The sequence below is a fragment of the Agrobacterium sp. DSM 25558 genome (assembly GCF_900100825.1).
Lineage (GTDB): Bacteria > Pseudomonadota > Alphaproteobacteria > Rhizobiales > Rhizobiaceae > Agrobacterium.
Genome location: NZ_FMUD01000001.1, coordinates 183,655 through 207,547, shown reverse-complemented (window position 1 = coordinate 207,547; position 23,893 = coordinate 183,655). Strand labels below are relative to the sequence as shown.

Genomic DNA, 23,893 nt, shown 5'->3' with positions numbered 1-23,893 from the left:
CCCCCTAACCCAATCACTCGTGACGCCTTGCAAATTTTACAGTAACGTTGCCGGAGGAGGATGAGGAGACACGCCACGGATAGCAGTCAGGCATTTCGAACCTTGCCCTTGAAAAGGCGAGGACGGGTGTTTGGATGCCGATTCAGTGTTTCCTCACGACGATGCATCACGAAATGACAGGGCATGGACATGACATCTTCTTACGCAAACGACGTTGCAATCGATCTTTCGGGCGAATGGAAACTTTCCTCCGCTGAAGGCGACCATCACGCCCGTATCAACATTCCGGGTGATGTGCACACGGCTTTGCATGAAGCGAAGGTCATTCCCGACCCCTATTTCGGGCGTAACGAAAATGACGTTCAGTGGGTTGGTCACCGTGACTGGATTATCGAGCGGAGCTTTCAGCTGGATGATGCCGATGCCGATTGGTATCTGGATATCGACTATCTCGACACTGTTGCCGTCGTTTTCATAAATGACGTGCCGGTGCTTTCCGCCGACAATTGCTTTCGTCGTTATAGACCTGATGTCGCTGCAGCCTTGCGGCCCGGCGAAAACACTGTCCGAATCCATTTTCACTCCAGCATCAAGGCTGGCGCGGAGCGGCAGGCGGCGCAGCCGTTCTACGTTCCTTACCACCCCGGCAATTCTCCGATTCCACACGGCAATATGCTGCGCAAACCTCAGTGCCATTTCGGATGGGACTGGAATATCGCGCTCGCGCCGCTCGGTATCTATGGCACGATTGCCCTTCGGCGCCTCGACACGGCGCGCATCGAACATGTTAGCACGTCGCAACATCATGTCGATGGTGGTGTTGAGCTGCATGTCGAAGTCACCCTTTATGCCGCGCAGCCGGCCAGCGTGCCGATTCATCTTTCGCTTGGCGATGAACGGCTGCGGCTTGATTGCGGTGTTCACGCCGGTGACACGGTGATTCGACACGTTTTCTTCGTGGAAAAGCCAAAGCTCTGGTGGCCAGCGGGCAGTGGTGAGCAGGCGCTCTACACACTCACCGTTGAATTGCCGGACGAAACGGTAACACGGCAGATTGGCTTTCGCACCGTGGAGCTGCTGACGGACAAAGACGAAGCGGGAAGCCGCTTTGCCTTTCGCATCAATGGGCGGGAAATCTTCTGCCGTGGCGCGAACTGGATTCCGGCCGACGCTTTGCAATCTCTGACCAGCCGGGAAAAGACCGAGGATTTGCTGTCCTCGGCCGTCGAAGCCAATATGAACATGATGCGCGTCTGGGGCGGTGGTTTCTACGAGCAGGACTGGTTTTACGATGTCTGCGACCGGCTGGGCCTGATGGTGTGGCAGGACTTCATGTTTGCCTGCAACCTCTATCCGTGCACGGGCGACTTTCTCGACAATGTCGAGCACGAAGTCGATTATCAGGTGAAGCGCCTGGCATCGCATCCGTCGATCGCGCTGTGGTGTGGTGACAACGAACTCGTCGGTGCGCTCAACTGGTTCGAAGAGTCCCGTGATAACCGTGACCGATATCTCGTGGCCTATGATCGGCTGAACCGTACGATCGAGAAGGCACTCAAGAAAGCCGCGCCGTCTGCCCTATGGTGGCCATCCAGCCCGGCGTCGGGTTATCTGGATTACGGCGATGCCTGGCACGCCGATGGTTCCGGTGACATGCATTACTGGTCCGTCTGGCACGAGAACAAATCTTTCGACAATTACCGTGCCGTGAAGCCACGCTTCTGCTCGGAATTCGGTTTCCAGTCCTACACGTCCATGCCTGTTATCCGCACCTATGCGGACGAAAAGGACATGAATATCTCGTCGCCGGTGATCGAGCTTCACCAGAAGAACGCGGGCGGCAATGAGCGAATTGCGGGGACCATGTTCCGCTACTTCCGTTTTCCAAAGGACTTCGAGAATTTCGTCTATATCAGCCAGGTGCAGCAGGCGCTGGCGATCAAAACGGCTGTAGAATATTGGCGCTCGCTCAAACCCCATTGCATGGGCACGCTGTACTGGCAGTTGAACGATACATGGCCGGTGGCCTCTTGGTCGAGCCTGGATTACGGCGGTAGCTGGAAAGCCCTGCACTACGCCGCACGGCGCTTCTTCCAGCCCGTGACGGTGTCCGCCATCCCATCCGAAGACGGCAGCACCGTGCGGTTTTCCACCGTCAACGACACGGCGGAGGAGGTGGAGATCGATATGAACATCTTCGCGCTTTCGACCGATGGAACGCGCACGCCGCTGAAATCCGCAAGCGGCAGCTGCGGGCCGGATGCAGCCGTCATCATGACGGAAATCGACATGAAACATTTGGCCGATGGTGCCTTGCTCTCCTGGAACTTCATCGCTTCGAACGGCATGACGGGCGAAGGACACCACGTCCCTGATACTTATAAGGCGATTGATCTTCAGCCGTCCGGTCTTGATCACAGTGTCAAGCCGCTGGGTGACGGCCAGTTCGAAATAGAGGTCAGCGCCACCGGGCTTGCGCTGTTCGTGATGATCGAGGCTGACGTGGCCGGGCGATATTCCGACAACCTGTTCGATCTGGCTGCCGGAGAAACACGACGCATCGTTTTCGCGGCGGCCGATAAGGCGCAGACGTCACGACCTGTTTTTAAGATTTTCGATCTGTTTTCATCTCAATCGCAAGGTTGATACGGAGGCAGCATCTCTTTAAGTTCGAACCACCACATCACGCCTGCGGAGTTCTTTCGCAGGCTTACAGCAGTTTAGGGAGGAATATCCATGGCTTGGCAACCGGCTGAAAACTGTTACGCGTCCATGAAATACAATCATTGCGGCACATCAGGACTGAAGCTTCCGGCGATTTCGTTGGGCCTTTGGCACAATTTTGGCAATGATTTTTCACACAAGACCAAGCAGGCTATTTGCCGAAAGGCTTTTGATCTCGGCATCACCCATTTCGATCTCGCCAACAATTACGGCCCGCCTCCCGGCAGTGCCGAGACCGCCTTCGGTGAGATTCTAAAAACCGATTTCGCTGGTTATCGCGATGAGTTGGTCATCTCGTCCAAGGCCGGTTACAACATGTGGCCGGGCCCTTACGGCGAGTGGGGCAGCCGCAAATATCTGATTTCGTCTTGCGACCAGAGCCTGAAGCGCATGGGGCTGGATTATGTGGATATCTTCTATTCGCATCGTTTCGACCCCGATACGCCACTGGAAGAAACCTGCGGCGCGCTGGATCATATCGTGCGGTCGGGCAGAGCGCTTTATGTCGGTATTTCCTCCTATAATTCGCAGCGCACGCGTGAGGCGGCCGCTATTCTGAAAGAGCTTGGAACGCCCTGCATCATTCATCAGCCCAGCTACTCGATGATCAACCGTTGGATCGAAGAGGATGGTCTGGTCGATACGCTGGAGGAGCTCGGCATTGGCTCCATCGTGTTCTCTCCACTTGCGCAGGGTATGCTGACGACGAAGTATCTGGGCGGAGTGCCGGACGCGAGCCGCGCCAGCCAGGGCAAGTCGCTGAACCCTGCCTTCCTCAATGAGCGCAACATCGAGAACATTCGCGGACTGAACGCGATTGCGGAACGACGTGGCCAGACACTGGCACAGATGGCCATTGCCTGGGTGCTGCGTGGCGGCCACATTACCACCGCGCTCATCGGTGCCAGCCGTCCAGAGCAGGTCGAAGATTGCGTGAGGGCGCTCGACAAGCCCGATTTCACCACCGAGGAATTGGCCGAGATCGACCACTTTGCCAAGGATGCAGATATCAATCTTTGGGCAAAATCCGCTGAACTGAAGGCATAAACGAAAGGGCCGCCCTGAGCATAAGGGGCGGCCTTTTTTCATATTTTCCGGTCCTCATAAACTTTAAGTGATCGCGCTAACCATTAACAACCATTACAGAATTGTAATTTCAGAATTCAGTTTCCGTTCATTGTTGTGACGATAGAGTCAGCCCATCACTTCACGAAAGGAAACACCGATGAAAAAGTTCTTCTCCATCCTTCTCGCCGCCACCGTTCTTGCAGCCCCCATGGCGCAGGCGCAGAGCCGCCACGATGATCGCCCGGGCCATAGAACAATGGAACGGAGCGTCACCACCAAGAAGGTGATCATCAAGAAGCATCGCTGGGACCGTGGTCAGCGCCTATCTGCGGCGGAACGTCGTAACGTGATCGATCGCCGCGATTATCGCCGCCATAGCCTGAGAGAGCCGGGTCGGGGCCAGCGTTGGGTTCGCGTCGACAATCAGTACCTGCTGATCAACGTTGCCAACGGCATCATCATCGGACTGTCCGGCGCTCGTTAAGCCGTAACTCGAAGTCATCTGCGGTCGTGGACTTTGTCCATGGCCGCAGTTTTCGTTTGAGGCGATGTCATCCGTGACATCAGTACAGCGGAAATTCGATACTTTCTTCATGCCGCTTTCCAACTCCAGTCTGGAAACGGATCTTGCAGATGAGACCAAGCGGTCGGCGTAAACACCTTTGCCTTGACCAGACACTCGTCGAGTGCGGCGCGAAGCTCTTCCTCTTTCATTGGGTCGGCGCCGATAAAGACGATTTCCTGCCGCCGATCTCCCCAGATATTGTCCAGATAGGGTGCCAGCATCCGCTCGAAACCCGGGTCTTCCGGCCAGTGCTGTTTGGGTACGGATGACCACCAAAGGCCCATCTTGCCGGTCTTGACCTGCGCACCGGCCTGACTGATTTCTCCGACATGGTCCGGGCGAGTAGCAAGCCAGAAGAAGCCCTTGGCGCGAATGACGCCAGGCCATTCCCGGTTGATGAAGGCGTGGAAGCGAGTGGGATCGAATGGGCGTTTTGCCCGGTAGACAAAAGAGCGAATGCCGTATTCTTCGGTTTCTGGGATGTGCTGTTTGAACCCGTGCAACTCTTTGAACCACAGGGGGTGCGTTTCCGCTTCGGCAAAATCGAACAGACCAGTACCAAGAACACTTTTGGGTTCAACCTTGCCGAAATCGGCTTCGATCAGTTTTGCATCGGGGTTCAAGCCGACGATGATCTTTCGAGCTGCATCGCGCTCTGCCTCTGTCGCGATGGAAACCTTATTCAGGATCACGACATTGGCGAATTCGATCTGCTCAACCAGCAGGTCGATCAGGGTGCGGTTGTCACCATCACCGGCTGTCTCGCCGCGATCCGCGAGAAAGTCTGCCGAACCATAATCCTTCAGCAGATTGGCGCAATCAACGACGGTCACCATCGTATCCAATTTGGCAACGTCAGACAGGCTTTGCCCATCCTCGTCCCGAAAATCGAACGTCGCGGCAACGGGCAGGGGTTCTGCGATGCCGGTGGATTCGATGAGCAGATAATCGAACCTGTTCTGCTGCGCCAACTGCCGCACTTCGTTCAAGAGATCGTCGCGCAATGTGCAGCAGATGCAGCCATTGGTCATTTCCACAAGCTGTTCCTGCGTTCGGGAAAGATTGGCGTCACCATCTCTGATGAGTGCAGCATCAATGTTCACTTCGCTCATGTCATTGACGATAACGGCGACGCGCAGCCCGTCGCGGTTGGCCAGAATATGGTTGAGAAGCGTGGTTTTTCCCGCGCCGAGAAAACCCGACAAGACAGTTACAGGCAGTTTTTCAGCCATGGAATTTTCCTTATGTAATACTATTACATTGATGGGTAAAATGAAAGGCGGCAAAGCGCCACCTTTCCATTCGCTGTCGGTGTTACGAGAGGCAATCTTTCAACGATGTCGCGATACCGCGCATCATCTGGAAATACAGGTCCGGACCAGCCTTCAGTGTGCCAGCCTCCGGATCGAGCGTGCCGGACTTTGCATTTGTGCCTTCAGTCACGACTTTGACGAGCTTCGGTTCGAACTGAGGTTCTGCAAACACGCAGGTCGCGTTCAGCTCCTTCACCTTGGCGTGGATCTGCTTGATGCGATCCGCGCCGGGTGTGTTTTCCGGGCTGACCGTTATCGAGCCTGCGGTTTTCACGCCGTAACGATGCTCGAAATACTGATAGGCATCGTGGAAAACGACGAAGGGCTTGGCTTTGATGGGCTCAACAGTCGCTGCGATTTCCTTGTCCAGCACGTCGATATTATCGACCAGCTTTTTGGTATTCTCCTGGTAGGTCTTGGCGTTGCCGGGATCCGCGGTCATCAACGTCTTGCCAATTTCGACAGCCATGGCTTTTGCATTGGCAGGGTCCAACCAGAGGTGCATGTCATATTCGCCTTCGTCATGATCATGCCCGTCATCATGGCTGTGCTCCGCCTCATGCTTGTGGTCGTGACCTTCCTCATGCGCATGGTCGTGGCCTTCGTGCTCTTCATGATCATGCGCCTCGAACGGGCCGCCTTCACGGAACTTGAGTTTTTCGATGCCCTTGGCATCATCCAGTTCCACCACCGTCGCCTTACCTGCCAAAGACTGGAGCGGCTTTTCCAGGAATTTTTCCAGGCCGTCACCGACCCAAAACACCACGTCTGCGCTCTCTATCGCCTTGGCATTGGAAGGCTTCAGGCTGTAGGTGTGGGGGGACGCACCGCCATTCACGATCAATGTCGGCTCAGCCACGCCGTCCATGATTGCAGCCACCAGTGAGTGAATAGGCTTGATCGAAACCACCACGTTGGGTGCGGCCATGGCGTTTGAAGAGGCGATCATGGCTGCGGATGCGAGAAGAATGGCGGCGATAGATTTCATGCGGTATGCTCCACTTGTATGGAATTGTTATGTTATTACATATGTTGCGTAACGCTATAACGTATGCGATAGCCATAGGCAACAGCGACAATTGGAAAAACACATGCTTCATTCTCCGGCCCGGAGTGACGACAATCTCGTTTCCCTTTCCAACGCCGGCGTTCAACGCAATGGACGCTGGCTGGTGCGCGGCGTGGAGTTTTCCGTCCGTCGCGGCGAGATCGTCACGCTGATCGGGCCGAATGGGTCTGGAAAATCCACCAGCGCGAAAATGGCAACCGGTGTTTTGAAGCCGGACGAGGGCAGCGTTTCACGCATTTCCGGGCTGAAAGTCGGTTATGTGCCACAGAAGCTTTCAGTCGACTGGACGATGCCGCTAACGGTTCGTCGTCTGATGACCCTGACCGGGCAATTGCCGCCACGCGAGATAGACGCCGCCTTGAATGCCACCGGCATTGCCCATCTGGCGAAAGCGGAAGTGCAGCATCTTTCCGGCGGTGAATTCCAGCGCGCCTTGCTGGCCCGCGCCATTGCCCGCAAGCCAGACCTGCTTGTGCTGGATGAGCCCGTGCAGGGTGTGGATTTCTCTGGCGAGATTGCGCTTTACGACCTCATCAAAAATATCCGAAATTCCACCGGTTGCGGTATTTTGCTGATCTCGCACGATCTGCACATCGTCATGGCTGAGACCGACACGGTGATCTGCCTGAACGGCCATATCTGCTGCCGGGGAACGCCCCAGGCCGTGAGCCAAAGCCCGGAATATATGCGCCTGTTCGGTGGTGCCGCGGCAAAGGGGCTGGCCATCTACAGTCACCAGCACGATCACACGCATTTGCCGGACGGTCGGGTGCAGCATGCGGATGGATCGGTGACAGACCATTGCCATCCCGAAGACGGTCACCACCATGATGAGCATGATCATCATAGGGACGATTGCGGCTGCGGTAACGATCATCAAGACCATGACCACCATAGCCATGGAGCCCGGAATGTTTGACGATTTCTTTGTTCGGGCCATGGTTGCCGGTGTGGGCGTGGCGCTGATGGCGGGTCCGCTGGGTTGCTTCGTCGTATGGCGCCGCATGGCTTATTTCGGTGACACCATGGCGCACTCAGCACTGCTGGGCGTGGCGTTATCCCTGCTGTTTCAACTCAACCTGATCGTCAGCGTCTTCATCGTCGCATCCGTGGTGTCGTTGATTTTGCTGTTTTTGCAAAAGCGTCAGGCTTTATCGTCGGATGCGCTGCTGGGCATTCTATCGCATTCCGCGCTCGCCTTCGGCCTCGTTATCGTCGCCTTCATGACCTGGGTGCGCATTGATCTCGTGGTGTTCCTGTTCGGTGATATCCTGGCCGTCTCGGTATCAGACATCCAGTTGATATGGGGCGGTGGCGTGGTGGTGCTTCTGGCCATTGTCTATTTGTGGAAGCCCCTGCTGGCTTCCACCGTCAATGCCGAACTTGCCGAGGCGGAAGGCATGCGGCCGGAGCGGTCCAAGCTTCTCTTCATGCTGTTGATGGCGCTTGTCATCGCCATTGCGATGAAGATCGTCGGCATCATGCTGATTACGTCGCTGCTGATCATTCCCGCCGCCACGGCGCGCCGGTTTTCGTCAACACCGGAAGTTATGGCGGTACTGGCGTCGCTGATCGGCGCTGTCGCTGTCATTGGCGGGTTGATGGGGTCTTTGCAATACGACACGCCGTCCGGTCCATCCATCGTTGTCGCTGCTGTTATGCTTTTTATCTTAAGTCTCTTGCCTGCGCCCGGATTGTCGCGCAAGGCAGAGCAGGGAGGCCGTTCATGACCACACTAAGTCTTACCCGCAACCAGTCGCTTGTTTACGATGCTTTGTCACGATCGCACGCACCGCTCAGTGCATATGTTATTCTCGACAAGCTGCGGGATGCCGGCTTTCGAGCGCCGCTGCAAGTCTACCGGGCGTTGGAAAAGCTGATCGAATTCGGTCTGGTGCACCGGCTGGAAAGTCTCAATGCTTTCGTTGCCTGCGCCCATACGCAGACTGATTGCTGCACGCATCATCATGGAAGCGTGGCCTTTGCTATCTGCAATGCCTGTGGTCAGGTCACGGAGTTTCACGATCATCAGGTCGATCACAGCCTGGGACACTGGGCAAAGAGCCAGAAATTCAAGGCAGAGAAGACCACGATAGAAATCCGCGGTCTGTGCGAGGCCTGCGCCGCCTAAAGCGGCTGTAATTCCTTGGCAAAGCGTTGCCAGTTGCGCACGTAGTTTTCGGCGGATTTTTTCAAGCCATCCACCGCCGCGTCATCCAATGTGCGGATGGCGCGTGCAGGGGATCCGACGATCAGCGAATTGTCGGGAAATTCCTTGCCTTCCGTCACCAAAGCATTGGCGCCGATAAGGCAGTTCTTACCGATCTTCGCGCCGTTCAGCACGGTCGCGCCCATGCCGACCAGCGAATTATCGCCAATGGTGCAGCCATGGATGATGGCGTGGTGCCCAATCGTGCAGCCTGCGCCGATCTTGGCCGGAAAACCAGGATCGGCATGCACCATCACGCCTTCTTGAATATTGCTGCCGCGCCCGACCGTGATCGGCTCGTTATCGCCGCGAAGCGTCGCGCCGAACCAGATGCCGACATCCTCTTCCAGCGTTACGGACCCGATGACATTGGCATCGGGCGCCACCCAGTAGCGATCCGGGGCAGGGGTCTGCGGTACGCGTTCGCCGAGGCGATAAAGCGGCATCCTATCGCTCCTGCTCTCAGACGACCTTGACCGAAAGCGTGCCAACGCCATCCACGCCGCAATCGATCCGATCGCCGGCAACGATCGGCCCCACGCCCGCAGGCGTACCCGTCATGATGATATCACCGGCGGCAAGGGTGAAGAGCTTGGAAAGTTCGGCGATGATCTCCGCTGTCTTCCAGATCATCTGATCGAGATCACCGCTTTGCTTGCGCTCGCCATTCACCTCAAGCCAGACGCCACCAGTGGCAGGGTGGCCGATTTTAGCCGCCGGAACGAGCGAGGAAACGGGCGCCGAGTGTTCGAACGCCTTGGCACCCTCCCAGGAACGGCCCATTTTCTTCAGCGTATCCTGCATATCGCGCCGCGTCATATCGATGCCGACGCCATAACCCCAGACATGATCCAGTGCGTCTTCCACTGAAATATCCGATCCGCCGCTTTTCAAAGCGACGACGCATTCCACTTCGTAATGCACATTGGACGACAAGGCAGGGTAGGGAAAGTCCTGGCCCGCCGGCAGCAGATTTTCCGCATTCTTCTGGAAAAAGAAGGGAGGCTCACGCGATGGGTCATGTCCCATCTCGATCGCGTGATCAGCGTAGTTCCGCCCCACGCAATAAACCCGGCGAACAGGGAATGTCTCGGTCGCGCCTTCAACGGGCAAAAGAACCGACGGAGGAACGGGAATAACGGTGGCGGACATGTTTGCACTCCTGATTTCAGGAGACGGTTGTCCCGCGATTCTGCCGGGATTTCCAGCTTTAAATGACCATGGCGGAAACTGGCTTTCTCACGCACATTGCGCTAGAAGCCCCGCAGAAAGAGGTTTTACGATCCATGTACCAAAAAGCGCTCGCGACCGGTGGCAAAATATTTGCCGTGGCCCCCATGATCGACTGGACTGATACGCGCTGCCGTTTTCTTCACCGGCAGCTGTCCAGCCATGCTTTGCTTTATACGGAGATGATCGTCGCCGATGCCATCATTCATGGACAGCGTGACAAGATTTTGGGCTATCACGCTGCCGAGCATCCTGTGGCGCTCCAGCTTGGTGGCTCCGACCCGACAAAGCTTTCGGAAGCGGTGAAAATTGCGGCCGATTATGGATATGACGAGATCAATCTGAATGTGGGCTGTCCGTCTGATCGGGTGCAATCCGGAACTTTCGGCGCCTGTCTGATGCGTGAACCGGAAACAGTCGCTCGCTGTGTGGCATCCATGAAGGCTGTCGCGACCGTGCCTGTCACGGTCAAATGCCGGATCGGCGTTGACGATCAGGAACCTGAAACCGTCCTGCCCGATTTTATTGCTCGCGTTGTTGAAGCCGGCGCGGATGCGGTCTGGATCCATGCGCGCAAAGCGTGGCTGCAAGGCCTTTCGCCAAAGGAAAACCGCGATGTTCCGCCGCTGGATTACGACCTCGTCTACCGCATGAAGCGGGAAAACCCGGATGTCTTCATCGGTATCAATGGCGGCATCACCGATCTCGATCAGGCGCAGTTGCATCTAACCCATATGGACGGCGTCATGCTCGGTCGCGCCGCCTATCACAACACGTCGATACTGGCCGAGGTCGATCACCGCATTTATGGCGAGCCGGCGGGCGAGCCAGACTGGTTGGCGTTGCGTGATAATATGATGGCCTATGCTGACGATTATGTTGCCCATGGCGGACGGGTCAATCACGTCACGCGCCACATGGTGGGTTTGTTTCAGGGAATGCCGGGCGCGAGGCGTTTTCGCCAGATTTTATCCAACGACGCAACGAAGCCAGGCGCTGGGCCGGAGGTCATTGCGGCCGCCTTTGCGGCCATCAATTTTGACGCGGCTTCAGATATTGCCGTGTGATCGCAGACGCTAAACCAGAGTCTGCAACAATTGCGCGCCATTCGGCGCATTGACCTTGCCGCCAGTGATGAAGAAGGCAAACACGTCGCGCGCCTTCTTTTCGACCTTCCAGTCCGGCGCAATCAGCGGAAGATCATCAGGGACAGAACCTGCCGCATAGGTTTTGAGACGCTCACCCCAAGCCTTCACGTCCTTTTCTGGATAACAGGTCTGAATATCATCCTCGCCCTTCTGCAGACGACAATAAACGAAATCCCCGGTCACATCCGGCAACATGGGATAATCGTGATGATCCGCGCACACAACGGCGACCTTGTGCTTCGCTAGCAGGTCGATGAATTCAGGCACCTGGAAACTTGGATTGCGGACTTCAACGACGTGCTGAAGCGTCAGCCCATCCTGCTTTTCGGGCAGAAGGTCAAGGAAGGCCGCGAAATCATCCGGCTCGAACGTCTTCGTCGGCGCGAACTGCCAGAGGATGGGACCGAGATGATCTCCAAGCTCCGTCAGCCCCTGGGTCAGAAACTTGGCCATCGATTCACCGGCCTCGGCCAGCACTTTTCGATTGGTCACGTATCGGCTGGCCTTCAAAGAGAAAATGAAACCATCCGGCACTTCTGATGCCCATTTGGCAAAGGTTTCCGGCTTCTGGCTGCCATAATAGGTGCCGTTGACCTCAATGGCTTTCAGATGGTGGCTGGCATGTTCCAGCTGACGCCTTTTCACCAGCTTGTCAGGATAGAACGTGCCTTCCCATGGCTCGAAGGTCCAACCGCCGATACCGGCGCGAATTGTACCTGTCTTGCTCATCTTTTCCTCCATCCACCCATCGATTGCACGCCAGAACGTCGATTACTCTGCCGCCTGTATTTTCTTATCGGAACGGCGCTCCAGAAGTTCCTTGAGGAACTGGCCGGTATAGGAGCGTTTTTCCTTGACGATCTGCTCTGGCGTTCCGGTCGCGACGACTTCGCCACCTCCGGTACCACCTTCAGGACCGATGTCGATTACCCAATCCGCCGTCTTGATGACTTCGAGATTGTGCTCGATAACGACGACGGAATTGCCTTGATCGACCAGTTCGTGCAGCATCTCCAGAAGCTTTTTGACGTCGTGAAAGTGCAGACCGGTCGTTGGCTCATCGAGGATGTAGAGCGTGCGTCCCGTCGAGCGCTTGGACAGTTCCTTTGCCAGCTTAACGCGCTGCGCCTCACCACCCGAGAGGGTGTTGGCCTGCTGGCCGACCTTGATATAGCCAAGGCCGACATCGAACAGCGACTGCAATTTGTCACGCACGGCAGGCACTGCCGAGAAGAACTCGACGCCCTCTTCGACGGTCATATCAAGCACGTCGGCAATCGACTTGCTCTTGAACGTCACATCCAGCGTTTCGCGATTGTAACGCTTGCCGTGGCACACGTCGCAGGTGACATAGACATCCGGCAGGAAGTGCATTTCGATCTTGATGACGCCATCGCCCTGGCAAGCTTCGCAACGTCCGCCCTTGACGTTGAAGGAAAAACGACCCGGTACATAGCCCCGCGCCTTCGCCTCGGGCAGGCCTGAGAACCAGTCCCGGATCGGTGTAAACGCACCGGTGTAAGTGGCAGGGTTCGAGCGTGGAGTACGGCCGATAGGCGACTGGTCGATATCGATAACCTTGTCGATGAACTCGAAGCCATCGATCCGATCGTGATCCGCCGGAATTTCGCGCGCGCCCATGACACGACGTGCAGCTGACTTGTAGAGCGTCTCAATGAGGAACGTCGATTTGCCGCCTCCGGAGACACCGGTAACGGCAGTGAAAACACCAAGGGGCACGGATGCGGTAACGTTTTTCAAATTGTTGCCGCGCGCGCCCACGACCTTGATCTCTTTGCCTTTTTTCGGCTTGCGGCGCTCTGATGGAACTGTAACGCCCAGTTCGCCGGAGAGATACTTGCCCGTCAGAGATTTTGGATTGGCCATCACCTGCTGCGGCGTTCCCTCCGCAATCACCTCGCCGCCATGGATGCCAGCGGCTGGGCCGATATCCACCACGTAATCGGCTGTGAGAATGGCGTCCTCGTCATGCTCCACCACGATGACGGTGTTGCCGATGTCACGCAAATGTTTCAGCGTATCCAACAGGCGCGCGTTGTCGCGCTGGTGCAGACCGATGGATGGCTCGTCCAGCACATAAAGCACGCCTGTCAGGCCTGAGCCGATCTGCGATGCGAGACGAATGCGCTGGCTTTCGCCACCAGACAGTGTCCCGGAATTGCGCGACAGGCTGAGATATTCCAGCCCGACATCGTTCAGGAAGCGAAGGCGTTCGCGGATTTCTTTCAGAATACGGGCAGCGATCTCGTTCTGTTTGGTGTTCAGCGCTTCCGGCAGCACTTCGAACCAGTCGCGGGCGAGCTTAATCGACATCTCAGTCACCTGGCCGATATGCAGCGTGTTGATCTTTACCGCCAGCGCTTCGGGCTTGAGTCGATACCCTGCGCAGGCGGGGCAAGGTGCAGCCGACATATAACGTTCGATTTCTTCGCGCGCCCATGCACTGTCGGTTTCCTTCCAGCGCCGCTCGAGGTTGGGAACGATGCCTTCGAAATTTTTCACCGTCTTGTAGGAGCGCGCGCCATCCTGATACTCGAACTCGATCTTGTCGCCGGTTCCGTGCAGGATCGCCTTCTTCGCCGCATCCGTCAGATCGTTCCAACGGCTCGATAGCTTGAAGCTAAACGCCTTGCCCAGTGCTTCCAGCGTCTGATTGTAATAGGGGGAAGACGACTTGGCCCAAGGGGCCACAGCACCGTCTTTCAGCGTCCGCGCGGGCTCCGGCACGATGAGCGCCACATCCACCTTCTGCTGGGAACCAAGGCCATCACATGTCGGGCAGGCACCGAATGGGTTGTTGAAGGAAAACAGACGCGGCTCGATCTCTGAAATCGTAAAGCCAGAGACAGGGCAGGCGAATTTTTCCGAAAACAGCACACGCTCATGGGTTTCATTGAGCGACTTGTTGGCTGAGCCACCGGCAGCTGTTTCTTCAGGCGGCAAAGGCTTGTCGGCAAATTCGGCGACTGCCAGACCATCGGCGAGCTTCAGGCAGGTCTCAAGGCTGTCCGCCAGACGTGCCGCCATATCCGGGCGTACGACAGCGCGGTCCACGACGACATCGATATCGTGCTTGTATTTCTTGTCCAGGGCAGGGACTTCGGCAATTTCGTAGAACTGACCGTCTACCTTGACGCGCTGAAAGCCCTTTTTCATCAGCTCGGCCAGCTCTTTTTTATACTCGCCCTTACGTCCGCGAACCATGGGGGCGAGGATGTAAAGGCGCGTCCCTTCCTCGAATGCCAGCACACGGTCGACCATCTGGCTGACGGTCTGGCTCTCGATGGGCAGCCCGGTGGCTGGCGAATAGGGAACGCCGACGCGTGCAAACAGCAGACGCATATAGTCGTAGATTTCCGTCACAGTACCGACGGTCGAGCGGGGATTGCGCGACGTCGTCTTCTGCTCGATGGAAATAGCGGGAGACAGACCTTCGATCTGATCTACATCCGGTTTCTGCATCATTTCCAGAAACTGCCGTGCGTAAGCGGACAGACTTTCGACATATCGCCGCTGGCCCTCCGCATAGATCGTATCGAAAGCAAGCGAGGATTTGCCGGAGCCCGAAAGCCCGGTCATGACGATCAACTTGTTGCGTGGCAGGTCCAGATCGATGCCCTTGAGATTATGCTCGCGGGCACCGCGGATCGAAATCGTCTTTAATTCACTCATGACAAGGCTCGGGATACTCTGTGGGAGGGGCAGGCTCTTATGTAATGACGCAGATCGGCGTGTCGAGATCAATTAACCTTTTCACATCCGGTTTTCGTTGGACTTGACTCATCAATACAGCCTTAATAGAACAAAATAGGAACGAAAGGCAAGGGTATGCGCTTTGAAAGAACATTCCTTGTGGATTGTCGTTCCATCTGGTGCACATCATGCTGAACGATGGGCTATGATGCGCAGGATTTTAAAGATAAAATGCTGGCCATGAAGGTCGGTAGACAGGATTGAGAAGATGGCTGGCAGCGTAAACAAGGTAATTTTGCTCGGGAACGTCGGCGCTGATCCGGAAATTCGTCGCACGCAAGACGGTCGCCCTATCGCAAATCTTCGTATCGCGACTTCTGAAAGCTGGCGCGATCGCACCTCCGGTGAGCGGAAAGAAAAGACCGAATGGCACTCTGTCGTGGTCTTCAACGAAGGTCTCTGCAAGGTCATCGAGCAGTATGTGAAAAAGGGTGCCAAGCTCTATATCGAAGGCGCTCTTCAGACACGCAAATGGCAGGACCAGACTGGCAACGACCGTTACTCCACGGAAATCGTGCTGCAGGGCTTCAACTCGACGCTGACCATGCTCGATGGTCGTGGTGAAGGCGGCGGTGGCGGTGCTGGCCGTGGCGGAGATGATTTCGGTGGAGCATCTGGCGGCGGCGATTTTGGTGGCGGTGGTGGTTACGATCAGAAGCCGGCTCGATCTGCGCCCGCACGCGGCGGCCAGTCTGGCGGCGGCAACTTCTCCAACGACATGGACGACGACATTCCGTTCTGATCTATAGAAACACCTGGGGCAGGGGTAAGGCATGACAGAAACGATCACACCAGCGCGCCAGCCATCGACCTGGCGCATTGTGCTGGCCGCCATACTGGACTTTTTTACTGCTTTTTGGATATTTGGCTATCTCGTCGCGCTCGTCTTTGGCGGGCGCACGGAAGACGGCTTCAGCCTGCAGGGCATGCCAGCAGTTCTGGTCTTTGCACTGATCGTTGCTTATTTTCTCGTTTTCAACCGCTATCTCGGCGGTACGATATGGAAGCGGATTTTGAAGGCAAAACGGTAAAGGCTTATTTTTCAGCCTTGTCTGCCAACATTGCGATCATCACGTCTGACTGAGAAATGATGCCTGCGAGTTTTGCGTTTTCACTGACGACCGGCAGGTAATGCAGACCTTGTTCCGCCAATATGATGATGGCTTCTTCTATGGGCGTTTCCGGCGATACGGTTTTGACCGGAGACGTCATGATGTCTTTGACCGTATCGTTCGGCGCGCTACGTCCGGAAAATATAAGGCGCACACGCTGGAGAAACCCGATTGCTGGGCGACCACTTGTCCAGCTTGCTTTGTCCAGGAAATCCGTCTGGGTAACGATGCCAACCACCTCTGCGTTGTCGTTCGTAACCGGCAACGCCTTGAAATGATGATGACGCATCAGTGCGTGCGCGGCCTTCAGTGAATCGTCCGGGGCGACGGCGACAACGTCACGGGACATGATGCTGGCGCAATCGAGATAGGTTGCTCGCCTTTTGTAAGAGCGCAATTCGGTGCGGCGTAAAATCGTTTCCAGGTCGTCGCGGTCGATATCGAGAACCTGGTCGTATTCTTTGAGAACATCATCAAGATCGGACGATGAGAAGCCGATGCGTTGAATGGGTGCCGGGTCTTTCGTCGCATGGCTGGACGGTTGAGACCGGATGGAGTGCGGGTAACGTCTTCCCGAAAGGTTGTTGAAGATCACGGCGACCGCAAGAAGCGCCATGGAGTTGCCCGCGACCGGCCACAGGACAAATCCGTAGCCGAGATCGTGGATGGCGGCTCCGCCAAGGACAGCCGTCAACGCAACAGCACCGCTTGGCGGATGCAGGCAGCGCAGTGCCATCATTGCCGCAATGGCGACGCTGATCGCAACCGCTGCTGCCACGAATGGATCGGCGATCCATATCGCGACAGTGACACCCACGATGGCGGAAACAATGTTGCCGCACAGAATGGACCATGGCTGCGCAAGCGGGCTTGATGGAACGGCAAACAGCAGAACGGCGGACGCACCCATTGGGGCAATCAGCGCAGGCAGCACGGCACTGTTACCAACAGCCAGATGACCGATGTAGCCAGTGATGAAAATGCCGAGCAATGCGCCGGTCGCGGCACGCAGGCGTTCCTTATAACTGACCGGCATCGCTTCCGGCACGATAAGGCGCAGCAGATTTCGCATTCTCACCACTCTTGAGTCTCGTCAGGAGTTGGCGTTTTAACAGAAAATCCAGCCTCGTCTCTGTCAGGACGCCATCGCGGATTTAACACCGTCCACCACGAACTGAACCGATAGCGCCGCCAGCAGGACGCCGAGCAGACGTGTGAGAATTGCACGACCGGTATTGCCGAGGAAACGGTCCAGCCGGTCGGCGGCCAACAGTGCCAGAAAAACCAGCAGCATGCTGAATGCCAGCAGGAGAATGAACAGGACTTTCTCAAAGCTGGTTTCCATAGACCCGGAAATCAGTACCGTGGCTGAGATAGCGCCAGGGCCTGCGATCAATGGTAGTGCCAAAGGGAAGACGGCGATGTTCTGGATGTGATCTAGCGTAATCGCAACTTCCGACGTCTTTTCCTTTCGTTCCTGCCGTTTCTCGAAAATCATTTCAAACGAGATCCAGAACAGCAGCAGGCCGCCGGAGATGCGGAACGCACCGAGCGAGATGCCCAGCACCTCCAGAATTGACGAGCCGAACAGCGCAAACATGGCAAGGATGCCGAAAGCGATGATCGAGCCGCGAAGCGCGACCTGGCCGCGTTGGGCGCGCGTCATGCCCGCCGTCAGCGCCAGAAAGACCGGTGCCAGACCAGGCGGGTCGAGCGTGACAAGCATCGTGGTCAGGGCGTTGAGAAGAAGTTCGGTGCTTGCCATGCTTTCCCCATCATCATTCCCGGAAATCGAGAGCAATCGCTTCGGCGTCAGGTCGATTTTCATGCTATGGTAGGTAAGTCTGACGCCGTTTGAAACCGTTTTCACCCCGCTTAGGGATAAAACTGTGCATCGTCTTGCAAATGACGCAAAAGACTGTTCAAAACCGCGCTGGAAATTGGCGCTTTCGTGCTGTTTCCGCTATAAAAATCCATCCGATTCTTAACATAGAATGTGATCCGATTTGACTGACCAGAGCCCCCCAGGCGGCGGAAAGCTTCCGCCAGGCATTGAGCCGATTTCCATCATAGAGGAAATGCAGCGGTCGTATCTCGATTACGCCATGAGCGTTATCGTCAGCCGTGCACTTCCAGACGTTCGCGATGGACTGAAGCCCGTTCACCGCCGTATTCTTTACGGAATGAATGAACTCGGCCTCGACTGGAACAAGAAATACGTCAAGTCCGCACGTGTGACCGGTGACGTGATGGGTAAATACCACCCGCACGGTGACTCTGCGATTTATGATGCCTTGGCTCGTATGGCCCAGGACTGGTCGCTGCGGATGCCGCTGATCGACGGTCAGGGCAATTTCGGCTCCATCGACGGCGACCCGCCGGCTGCCCAGCGTTATACCGAATGCCGCCTTGAGAAGGTGGCGCACGCGCTGCTCGACGATCTCGACAAGGAAACGGTCGATTTCCGCGACAACTACGACGGCACCATGTCGGAGCCAGTCGTGGTTCCTGCCAAGTTCCCCAACCTTCTGGTCAATGGCGCAGGCGGCATCGCCGTCGGTATGGCTACCAATATTCCGCCGCACAATCTGACTGAGGTCATCAACGGCTCCATCGCGCTGATCGACAATCCGGAAATCGAATTGCCGCAGATGATGGAAATCATCCCTGGTCCGGATTTCCCGACAGGCGCATTCATTCTCGGCCGTTCTGGCATTCGTTCGGCTTACGAGACGGGTCGCGGCTCCGTCATCATGCGCGGCCGCGCGACGATCGAGCCGATGCGTGGTGACCGCGAACAGATCATCATCACCGAAGTTCCCTTCCAGGTGAACAAGTCGTCGATGATCGAGAAGATGGCCGAGCTCGTCAAGGACAAGCGCGTCGAAGGCATTTCCGACCTTCGTGACGAGTCCGACCGTCAAGGCTATCGTGTCGTCGTTGAGCTGAAGCGCGATGCCAACGCCGAAGTCATTTTGAACCAGCTTTATCGCTACACACCTTTGCAGACGTCTTTCGGCTGTAACATGGTGGCACTGAACGGCGGTAAGCCGGAGCAGATGACGCTGCTCGACATGCTGCGTGCTTTCGTATCCTTCCGCGAAGAAGTCGTCAGCCGCCGCACGAAATACCTTCTGCGTAAGGCACGCGACCGCGCGCATGTGTTGGTGGGCTTGGCGATTGCCGTTGCCAATATCGATGAAGTCATTCGCGTTATCCGCCAGGCGCCGGACCCGGCAACTGCGCGCGAACAGTTGATGACGCGCCGCTGGCCCGCCTCCGACGTGGAAAGCCTGATCCTTCTGATCGACGATCCGCGCCACCGCATCAATGAAGACAAGACCTACAACCTGTCTGAAGAGCAGGCGCGTGCGATTCTCGAACTGCGTCTTGCTCGACTGACAGCTCTAGGCCGTGATGAAATCAGCGACGAGCTGAACAAGATCGGCGCAGAAATCAGCGAATATCTCGATATTCTGTCTTCGCGTGTTCGTATCCAGCAGATCGTCAAGGATGAGCTCGCTGCTGTCAGGGATGAGTTCGGCACGCCGCGCCGCAGTCAGATCGTCGAAGGCGGTCCTGACATGGACGATGAGGATCTCATCTCCCGTGAAGACATGGTCGTGACGGTATCGCATCTGGGTTATATCAAGCGCGTACCACTGACGACCTATCGTGCACAGCGTCGCGGCGGCAAGGGCCGTTCCGGTATGGCGACCCGCGATGCGGATTTCGTCAACCGTCTGTTCGTGGCCAATACCCACACGCCGGTTCTGTTCTTCTCCTCACGTGGTATCGTCTACAAGGAAAAGGTATGGCGCCTGCCCATCGGTACACCGCAGTCTAAGGGCAAGGCATTGATCAACATGCTGCCATTGGCGGCTGGCGAGCGCATTACCACCATTATGCCATTACCGGAAGACGAGACGACGTGGGAAACGCTGGACGTGATGTTCTCGACCACGCGTGGAACGGTACGCCGTAACAAGTTGTCCGACTTCGTTCAGGTCAACCGCAACGGCAAGATCGCCATGAAGCTGGATGAAGAGGGTGATGAAATCCTCTCCGTCGAGACCTGCACAGGCCCTGACGCTCTTGGCGAAGTGGCAGGCGATGACGTTCTGCTGACCACGGCACTCGGCCAGTGCATTCGCTTCCCTGTGGATGATGTGCGCGTATTTGCTGGCCGTAACTCGGTCGGTGTTCGCGGTATCAATCTTGGCGCAGGTGATCGCATCATCTCGATGACGATTGTCAGCCACGTGAATGCAGAACCATGGGAGCGTGCAGCTTACCTCAAGCGTGCCGCTGCAGAACGCCGCGCCCTGACGGGTGAGACCGACGCCGAAGAGATCGCACTGGTTGGCGAGGAAGTAACGGAGGAGGGTCATCTGACCGAAGAACGCTACCAGTTCCTCAAGTCCCAAGAGCAGTTCGTTCTGACTGTTTCCGAAAAGGGCTTCGGCAAGCGCTCCTCGTCCTACGACTTCCGCACGTCGGGCCGTGGTGGCAAGGGCATCCGTGCTACCGATACGTCCAAGACGGCGGAAATCGGTGAACTGGTTGCAGCCTTCCCGGTCGATGACAAAGACCAGATCATGCTGGTTTCCGATGGCGGTCAGTTGATCCGGTTCCCGTCGGCGGCATTCGTTTTGCTAGCCGCGCAACGAAGGGCGTAACCATCTTCTCCACTGCGAAGGATGAAAAGGTCGTGTCCGTCGAGCGTATCAACGAACCTGAAGGCGATGATGACGTCGAGGCTTTGGGTGATGCTGAAGTCGACGGCGTCGAGACAGATGCCGGTGCAGCACCAGAAGGGGACGGCGAGGGCGTGTAAGTCACAAGCGGCGGGCCAGTCTGCGTCCCGCCGCTTTCGTCAACCGTGATCGTCTACAAAACAAAAGCCCTGCGAAACCGATGTTTCGCAGGGCTTTTTTATTGGCTGTGAAGTTTTTAACGCAGGCGCAAATGAATGGCACCGCGACCGGATTTCGAAGCGATGTGGAGATGAATCTTCGCTTCCGGCTGGTTGCTGCGCCAGGCGCGAGCACCGTGGGACAGGAGAAGGTTGACGAGATCGCGGGTCTTGTGCCGCGATCTGTTCAAGCCGAGATCGGCAATTCTCATCGCCGCTTCATGGATCGGATGCAGAACGGACAGACTTTGCTGTCTGCCTTTACCTGCTGCAATGTCCGAATAGTTTTCGTTGATCGCCATCTGGAAAGCCTCGTTACACAATACAATTCGAGGAGTGGAACCGGTAATCTGTATTTTCATGCTACCGGCCCCTGAAACCGTCTTCCGCTTACTGGAGCGATGCCCAGCAGCTGATGCCTTTCTTTTTCAAAGCATTACATGCATTGACCGCTTCATTCTGGCCGCCAAAGCCACCGAAGCGAGCGCGGAACATTTGGGCGCCGTCCTTGTTGAAGGCGACCGTGAAAGGTTTGGCGGAGCGCAGAGAGATGCCGCCCTTATCCTGCGCTGCCTGAAGCAGGTTTCGCGCAGAGCCTTCGTCTGGAGACGCGCCGATCTGGATAACCCAACCTGCATTGCCGTTCGCAGAAGGGGCAGTGCTGGTGGAGGCAGTGACGATGTTGTCGACCTTGGTCGAATTGGTCACCATTGAGCGATCAGGCCGCATATCGACAGGTGGCGTGAGATTAGCCGGAGGCTTGCCACGTGTTGCTACGTCCATGGCCGTAACGGCTGCATTGGCCTGGCTTGGAGCGAAAGCGGAAACAGGTGTTTCATCCGCATAGCGAGCCTGCGGCACGGGGCCGGCATTTGGAAGACCTGCGGGAGGAACGAATGCTGGTGTGGTTGCTGCAACCGCGACCGGCTCTTCGATACGCATGGTTGGTGTTGATGCAATCAGGTTGCTGTTACCCCCACGCGAAGCCTGCGGAAGATATTCCGCCACCAGCTTGCGCATCGTGGCATCACGAGCAGCACTGGAGCGACCGCCGAGAACAACGGCAACGATGGAGCGTCCATCGAGCTGAGCAGAGGTCGCCAGGTTGCTACCGGCGGCACGGGTGTAGCCGGTCTTGATGCCATCAACACCGCGAACAGTGCCGACGAGACGATTGTGGTTACCGATAACCTGCTTGCCAAAATTGAACACACGGGTGTTGAAATACCCGTAATATTGCGGGAAATGCTGACGCAGGGCGACACTCAAACGTGCCTGGTCTCGGGCCGTCGTCATCTGCGCTGTATTTGGCAGGCCATTTGCGTTGCGGTAGGTCGTGCGGGTCATGCCCAATGCACGGGCCTTCGCCGTCATAATACGTCCGAAACGCTCTTCATTGCCGCCGATCATTTCACCAAGAGCGGTTGCAACGTCGTTGGCAGAACGGGTGACGAGCGCCAGAATTGCCTGCTCAACGGTGACACTACCGCCTGCGCGGACGCCCAACTTGGATGGGGGCTCCTTGGCGGCGTTTGCCGAAATGGGAACCGCCGAATTGAGCGAAATGCGACCTGAGTTCAAAGCTTCGAACGTCAGATACAGGGTCATCATCTTTGTTAGTGATGCTGGATAGCGCAAGCCATCAGGATCTTCACTATAAAGAACCTTGCCGGTCTTGGCATCCACAACGATGCCCGCAAATTTCGGGTCAGCATTCGCAACTTGGGTTGTGGCGGCAGTTGCCGTCGCCACAGCCATTGCAAACATGAAAACTTTCACGAAAGACGAAGCGCCTGCCGTGCGCCCTAGTGCCTCAGATAGTTTTTTGAACACGGTTGAACTCTTTAATCGCATGCCACAGGTTCCGTCCGACACGCCCCGCCAGACTTTTCAGACGCCAACTTTAGAGCGATGGCGTTACCAAGTGGTTTATGAATGGTATCTGAAGCGGATAAAATGCGGTCTTTGATCGAAAACAGCACAGCCATTCCTCTCACCGCCCCCTAGTCCGACCCGGCGATTTCAGTGCAGGAAGAGGTCGCTACAAGGCATTATGTATTGAACTGCTGCTTGCCGATTGCTACCTGTCCCGAAACAAAGGATGGACCATGGCTTCGCGTGACCGATATTCCCGCAAACTCGAATGTGCAAAATGCGGCCATAGCGGTTTTGCCGAGGCGTCGGAGAAAGACGAGAAGCATCATGCTGACGTCGATTTTCGTATCGATGAGATGCCGAAGGGCTTCCGTACAGAGCGTCCATCCAGAAATCCCTCGGAATATATGATACGATGCGCTCAGTGCGGCAGCATTTTCCGGTTTTTGCAAAAGGCGGCTTATGCCCCGGGTGGCGAGCCTCGATATGGTCGAAAGTAACGGTATGCATTTGAGGGCGGCAGGATGACGGTTGACGATAATATCAAAGACAGGCCGCCGCGTAAAAAACCGTTATGGCCATGGTTGCTGCTGCTGGTTCTGACGCTTGCTGCTATCTACTCCTGGAATAGAGCGACCGAACTCTTCGACGATTTTTCGAGAGATATGCCGGCAGCTGTCATTGAGTTGTTTAATGACCTGCTTCGAAACCGCCACGACAACCAGCGCGTAGGGCCAGCGCTCAACGTCGTGATATCCAGCAGAGTCGGATAGGCACCGCTTGTCATTGCTGCAAACAAAAAAGCCCCGCAAAACGCAGCGGGGCAGGTTGTTCGCTCGGGGAAAAATCGGGCCGGAGCCCTTGAGCGATATGCATTGATAATTGAAAATG

20 protein-coding genes and 1 pseudogene are annotated in these 23,893 nt (G+C 56.3%); 11 read left to right on the top strand and 10 right to left on the bottom strand.

Annotation, left to right across the window (positions count from 1 at the left end; translation table 11 throughout):
* The first annotated feature begins 183 nt into the window (after positions 1 to 183).
* From DSM25558_RS01085 to DSM25558_RS01075, 3 genes are all read left to right on the top strand, one after another.
* Positions 184 to 2,646 (top strand): beta-mannosidase, encoded by a 2,463-nt coding sequence (locus DSM25558_RS01085; protein ID WP_371479265.1) that lies wholly within the window; start codon positions 184 to 186, stop codon positions 2,644 to 2,646.
* 90 nt (positions 2,647 to 2,736) lie between these two features.
* Positions 2,737 to 3,771, top strand: a complete 1,035-nt coding sequence (gene mgrA / locus DSM25558_RS01080; protein ID WP_077100953.1) for an L-glyceraldehyde 3-phosphate reductase — start codon at positions 2,737 to 2,739, stop codon at positions 3,769 to 3,771.
* A gap of 178 nt (positions 3,772 to 3,949) precedes the next feature.
* Positions 3,950 to 4,276, top strand: a complete 327-nt coding sequence (locus tag DSM25558_RS01075; RefSeq protein ID WP_077100951.1) for an RcnB family protein — start codon at positions 3,950 to 3,952, stop codon at positions 4,274 to 4,276.
* 107 nt (positions 4,277 to 4,383) lie between these two features.
* Here the strand turns inward: DSM25558_RS01075 and DSM25558_RS01070 are convergent, their stop codons facing one another.
* Together DSM25558_RS01070 and znuA are read right to left on the bottom strand one after the other, a co-directional pair.
* Positions 4,384 to 5,589 (bottom strand): GTP-binding protein, encoded by a 1,206-nt coding sequence (locus DSM25558_RS01070; protein ID WP_077100949.1) that lies wholly within the window; start codon positions 5,587 to 5,589, stop codon positions 4,384 to 4,386.
* Positions 5,590 to 5,671: 82 nt separating this feature from the next.
* Entirely contained in the window at positions 5,672 to 6,658 is a 987-nt protein-coding gene (znuA, locus tag DSM25558_RS01065) for a zinc ABC transporter substrate-binding protein ZnuA (RefSeq protein ID WP_077100947.1), read from the bottom strand.
* 103 nt (positions 6,659 to 6,761) lie between these two features.
* On the opposite strand from znuA, the gene znuC reads away from it, so the two are divergent.
* The 3 genes from znuC to DSM25558_RS01050 are packed head-to-tail and all read left to right on the top strand — an operon-like array spanning position 6,762 to position 8,870.
* Complete coding sequence (gene znuC / locus DSM25558_RS01060) at positions 6,762 to 7,658, top strand: zinc ABC transporter ATP-binding protein ZnuC (RefSeq protein ID WP_077100945.1); 897 nt, start codon at positions 6,762 to 6,764, stop codon at positions 7,656 to 7,658.
* Positions 7,651 to 8,469, top strand: coding sequence for a zinc ABC transporter permease subunit ZnuB (gene znuB, locus DSM25558_RS01055; protein ID WP_077100943.1), 819 nt, complete (start codon positions 7,651 to 7,653; stop codon positions 8,467 to 8,469). Before znuC ends, znuB begins: the two co-directional genes overlap by 8 nt.
* The gene (locus tag DSM25558_RS01050) at positions 8,466 to 8,870 is read left to right on the top strand and encodes a Fur family transcriptional regulator (protein ID WP_077100941.1); all 405 of its coding nucleotides are present in this window, start codon (positions 8,466 to 8,468) and stop codon (positions 8,868 to 8,870) included. Before znuB ends, DSM25558_RS01050 begins: the two co-directional genes overlap by 4 nt.
* On the opposite strand, the gene DSM25558_RS01045 is transcribed toward DSM25558_RS01050, so the two are convergent.
* Both DSM25558_RS01045 and DSM25558_RS01040 read right to left on the bottom strand, forming a co-directional pair.
* Positions 8,867 to 9,394, bottom strand: a complete 528-nt coding sequence (locus tag DSM25558_RS01045; protein WP_077100939.1) for a gamma carbonic anhydrase family protein — start codon at positions 9,392 to 9,394, stop codon at positions 8,867 to 8,869. The two genes, DSM25558_RS01050 and DSM25558_RS01045, sit on opposite strands and share 4 nt — an antisense overlap.
* A 16-nt stretch (positions 9,395 to 9,410) precedes the next feature.
* Entirely contained in the window at positions 9,411 to 10,100 is a 690-nt protein-coding gene (locus tag DSM25558_RS01040; RefSeq protein ID WP_077100937.1) for a fumarylacetoacetate hydrolase family protein, read from the bottom strand.
* Between the two features lie 134 nt (positions 10,101 to 10,234).
* On the opposite strand from DSM25558_RS01040, the gene dusA reads away from it, so the two are divergent.
* On the top strand, positions 10,235 to 11,245 hold the full coding sequence (dusA, locus tag DSM25558_RS01035) for a tRNA dihydrouridine(20/20a) synthase DusA (RefSeq protein WP_077101450.1): 1,011 nt from the start codon (positions 10,235 to 10,237) through the stop codon (positions 11,243 to 11,245).
* Positions 11,246 to 11,254: 9 nt separating this feature from the next.
* On the opposite strand, the gene DSM25558_RS01030 is transcribed toward dusA, so the two are convergent.
* Entirely contained in the window at positions 11,255 to 12,055 is an 801-nt protein-coding gene (locus tag DSM25558_RS01030) for a DUF72 domain-containing protein (RefSeq protein ID WP_077100935.1), read from the bottom strand.
* 42 nt (positions 12,056 to 12,097) lie between these two features.
* On the bottom strand, positions 12,098 to 15,019 hold the full coding sequence (gene uvrA / locus DSM25558_RS01025) for an excinuclease ABC subunit UvrA (RefSeq protein WP_077100933.1): 2,922 nt from the start codon (positions 15,017 to 15,019) through the stop codon (positions 12,098 to 12,100).
* A 289-nt stretch (positions 15,020 to 15,308) separates the two neighbouring features.
* On the opposite strand from uvrA, the gene DSM25558_RS01020 reads away from it, so the two are divergent.
* Positions 15,309 to 15,842, top strand: coding sequence for a single-stranded DNA-binding protein (locus DSM25558_RS01020; protein ID WP_077100931.1), 534 nt, complete (start codon positions 15,309 to 15,311; stop codon positions 15,840 to 15,842).
* Between the two features lie 31 nt (positions 15,843 to 15,873).
* Positions 15,874 to 16,131: a hypothetical protein gene (locus DSM25558_RS01015; RefSeq protein WP_077100928.1), complete on the top strand. Its 258-nt coding sequence runs from the start codon at positions 15,874 to 15,876 to the stop codon at positions 16,129 to 16,131.
* A 4-nt stretch (positions 16,132 to 16,135) separates the two neighbouring features.
* Here DSM25558_RS01015 and DSM25558_RS01010 read toward each other — a convergent pair whose 3' ends face one another.
* Entirely contained in the window at positions 16,136 to 17,284 is a 1,149-nt protein-coding gene (locus tag DSM25558_RS01010; RefSeq protein WP_077100926.1) for an HPP family protein, read from the bottom strand.
* Positions 17,285 to 17,347: 63 nt separating this feature from the next.
* Positions 17,348 to 17,977 carry a MarC family protein gene (locus DSM25558_RS01005; protein WP_077101448.1) on the bottom strand — a complete coding sequence of 210 codons (630 nt, stop codon included), beginning with the start codon at positions 17,975 to 17,977 and terminating at the stop codon, positions 17,348 to 17,350.
* Between the two features lie 241 nt (positions 17,978 to 18,218).
* Between DSM25558_RS01005 and gyrA the strand changes: the two are divergent.
* Positions 18,219 to 21,049, top strand: a pseudogene (gyrA, locus tag DSM25558_RS01000) (DNA gyrase subunit A).
* Between the two features lie 116 nt (positions 21,050 to 21,165).
* Here gyrA and DSM25558_RS00995 read toward each other — a convergent pair.
* Both DSM25558_RS00995 and DSM25558_RS00990 read right to left on the bottom strand, forming a co-directional pair.
* On the bottom strand, positions 21,166 to 21,429 hold the full coding sequence (locus tag DSM25558_RS00995; RefSeq protein ID WP_077100924.1) for a hypothetical protein: 264 nt from the start codon (positions 21,427 to 21,429) through the stop codon (positions 21,166 to 21,168).
* 88 nt (positions 21,430 to 21,517) lie between these two features.
* The gene (locus DSM25558_RS00990; RefSeq protein WP_083716260.1) at positions 21,518 to 22,981 is read right to left on the bottom strand and encodes a D-alanyl-D-alanine carboxypeptidase family protein; all 1,464 of its coding nucleotides are present in this window, start codon (positions 22,979 to 22,981) and stop codon (positions 21,518 to 21,520) included.
* Positions 22,982 to 23,526: 545 nt separating this feature from the next.
* Here DSM25558_RS00990 and DSM25558_RS00980 point away from each other — a divergent pair.
* Positions 23,527 to 23,775, top strand: a complete 249-nt coding sequence (locus DSM25558_RS00980) for a hypothetical protein (protein WP_077100918.1) — start codon at positions 23,527 to 23,529, stop codon at positions 23,773 to 23,775.
* Positions 23,776 to 23,893 lie beyond the last annotated feature (118 nt).

What these genes read in the sequence shown, in the direction of transcription:
- DSM25558_RS01050 (WP_077100941.1), top strand. Translation starts at nt 8,466, where the DNA reads ATGACCACACTAAGTCTTACCCGCAACCAGTCGCTTGTTTACGATGCT.
- DSM25558_RS01075 (WP_077100951.1), top strand. Translation starts at nt 3,950, where the DNA reads ATGAAAAAGTTCTTCTCCATCCTTCTCGCCGCCACCGTTCTTGCAGCC.
- DSM25558_RS01020 (WP_077100931.1), top strand. Translation starts at nt 15,309, where the DNA reads ATGGCTGGCAGCGTAAACAAGGTAATTTTGCTCGGGAACGTCGGCGCT.
- znuC (WP_077100945.1), top strand. Translation starts at nt 6,762, where the DNA reads ATGCTTCATTCTCCGGCCCGGAGTGACGACAATCTCGTTTCCCTTTCC.
- DSM25558_RS01070 (WP_077100949.1), bottom strand. Translation starts at nt 5,589, where the DNA reads ATGGCTGAAAAACTGCCTGTAACTGTCTTGTCGGGTTTTCTCGGCGCG.
- DSM25558_RS00980 (WP_077100918.1), top strand. Translation starts at nt 23,527, where the DNA reads ATGACGGTTGACGATAATATCAAAGACAGGCCGCCGCGTAAAAAACCG.
- uvrA (WP_077100933.1), bottom strand. Translation starts at nt 15,019, where the DNA reads ATGAGTGAATTAAAGACGATTTCGATCCGCGGTGCCCGCGAGCATAAT.
- DSM25558_RS01085 (WP_371479265.1), top strand. Translation starts at nt 184, where the DNA reads ATGGACATGACATCTTCTTACGCAAACGACGTTGCAATCGATCTTTCG.
- DSM25558_RS01040 (WP_077100937.1), bottom strand. Translation starts at nt 10,100, where the DNA reads ATGTCCGCCACCGTTATTCCCGTTCCTCCGTCGGTTCTTTTGCCCGTT.
- dusA (WP_077101450.1), top strand. Translation starts at nt 10,235, where the DNA reads ATGTACCAAAAAGCGCTCGCGACCGGTGGCAAAATATTTGCCGTGGCC.
- DSM25558_RS00990 (WP_083716260.1), bottom strand. Translation starts at nt 22,981, where the DNA reads ATGCGATTAAAGAGTTCAACCGTGTTCAAAAAACTATCTGAGGCACTA.
- mgrA (WP_077100953.1), top strand. Translation starts at nt 2,737, where the DNA reads ATGGCTTGGCAACCGGCTGAAAACTGTTACGCGTCCATGAAATACAAT.
- DSM25558_RS01005 (WP_077101448.1), bottom strand. Translation starts at nt 17,977, where the DNA reads ATGGCAAGCACCGAACTTCTTCTCAACGCCCTGACCACGATGCTTGTC.
- znuA (WP_077100947.1), bottom strand. Translation starts at nt 6,658, where the DNA reads ATGAAATCTATCGCCGCCATTCTTCTCGCATCCGCAGCCATGATCGCC.
- DSM25558_RS01045 (WP_077100939.1), bottom strand. Translation starts at nt 9,394, where the DNA reads ATGCCGCTTTATCGCCTCGGCGAACGCGTACCGCAGACCCCTGCCCCG.
- DSM25558_RS00995 (WP_077100924.1), bottom strand. Translation starts at nt 21,429, where the DNA reads ATGGCGATCAACGAAAACTATTCGGACATTGCAGCAGGTAAAGGCAGA.
- DSM25558_RS01030 (WP_077100935.1), bottom strand. Translation starts at nt 12,055, where the DNA reads ATGAGCAAGACAGGTACAATTCGCGCCGGTATCGGCGGTTGGACCTTC.
- DSM25558_RS01010 (WP_077100926.1), bottom strand. Translation starts at nt 17,284, where the DNA reads ATGCGAAATCTGCTGCGCCTTATCGTGCCGGAAGCGATGCCGGTCAGT.
- znuB (WP_077100943.1), top strand. Translation starts at nt 7,651, where the DNA reads ATGTTTGACGATTTCTTTGTTCGGGCCATGGTTGCCGGTGTGGGCGTG.
- DSM25558_RS01015 (WP_077100928.1), top strand. Translation starts at nt 15,874, where the DNA reads ATGACAGAAACGATCACACCAGCGCGCCAGCCATCGACCTGGCGCATT.